General features: G+C 36.4%; 1 pseudogene. It reads right to left on the bottom strand.

From position 1 onward, the window contains the following. Positions 1-1,410: pseudogene (locus CF599_RS19535) on the bottom strand (hypothetical protein); the annotation flags it as partial.

Genomic DNA, 1,410 nt, shown 5'->3' with positions numbered 1-1,410 from the left:
GGCTGTACCTGACCTGTTGCATCGATATAGAAGAACTCTTTCTTAGACACGTCGTATCCTACGTTTCCGTATTTACCCTCTAGCTTATTGATGATGTTCTCTACAAACTCATTGTTATTTGTAATCTGGTTAACGAACTCAATATTGTCTCCTAACTTAGTGATAAACTCTTTGTTCTCCACTAGCTTAGTTACGAACTCACTGTTCTCTGTCAGGTTAGTTACGAATACACTGTTCTTAGCGATAGTCTTACCTAACTCATCTGTTGTAATCTTTACACTATTACCTTTTGAGTCTGTGATTACTAGGTTAGCTTTAGCATCGTCAAATCCAAATGACACGTTTACTGTATCTAAGTCTGACCAAGAGATTGGCTGTACCTGACCTGTTGCATCGATATAGAAGAACTCCTTCTTAGACACGTCGTATCCTACGTTTCCGTATTTACCCTCTAGCTTATTGATGATGTTCTCTACGAACTCATTGTTATTTGTAATCTGGTTAACGAACTCAATATTGTCTCCTAACTTAGTGATAAACTCTTTGTTCTCCACTAGCTTAGTTACGAACTCACTATTCTCTGTAAGGTTAGTGACAAACACGCTGTTATTAGCAATAGTCTTACCTAACTCATCTGTTGTAATCTGTACTGTATGTCCTTTTGAATCTGTAATTACTAAATTGTCTTTAGTTGCATCAAAACCAAATGATATATTTACGGTATCTAGATCTGACCAAGCAATTGGTTGTACTTGTCCTGTCGCATCGATATAGAAGAACTCTTTCTTAGCTACATCGTATCCTACGTTTCCGTATTTACCCTCTAACTTGTTGATGATGTTCTCTACGAACTCATTGTTATTAGTGATATGTTCTACAAACTCAATATTGTCTCCTAACTTAGTGATGAACTCTTTGTTCTCCACAAGTTTAGTTACGAACTCACTGTTCTCTGTCAGGTTAGTTACGAATACACTGTTCTTAGCGATAGTCTTACCTAACTCATCTGTTGTAATCTGTACTGTATGTCCTTTTGAATCTGTAATTACTAAATTGTCTTTAGTAGCATCAAATCCAAACGATATATTTACGGTATCTAAATCTGACCAAGCAATTGGTTGTACCTGTCCTGTCGCATCGATATAGAAGAATTCTTTCTTAGCTACATCGTATCCTACGTTTCCGTATTTACCCTCTAGCTTATTGATGATGTTCTCTACGAACTCATTGTTATTTGTAATCTGGTTAACGAACTCAATATTGTCTCCTAACTTAGTGATAAACTCTTTGTTCTCCACTAGCTTAGTTACGAACTCACTGTTCTCTGTCAGGTTAGTTACGAATACACTGTTCTTAGCGATAGTCTTACCTAACTCATCTGTTGTAATCTTTACACTATTACCTTTTGAA

Source organism: Myroides sp. N17-2, assembly GCF_002286775.1.
Taxonomy (GTDB): Bacteria; Bacteroidota; Bacteroidia; order Flavobacteriales; family Flavobacteriaceae; genus Flavobacterium.
The sequence above is the reverse complement of the archived record's forward strand: the minus strand, read 5'-3'. Positions and strand labels throughout refer to the sequence as shown.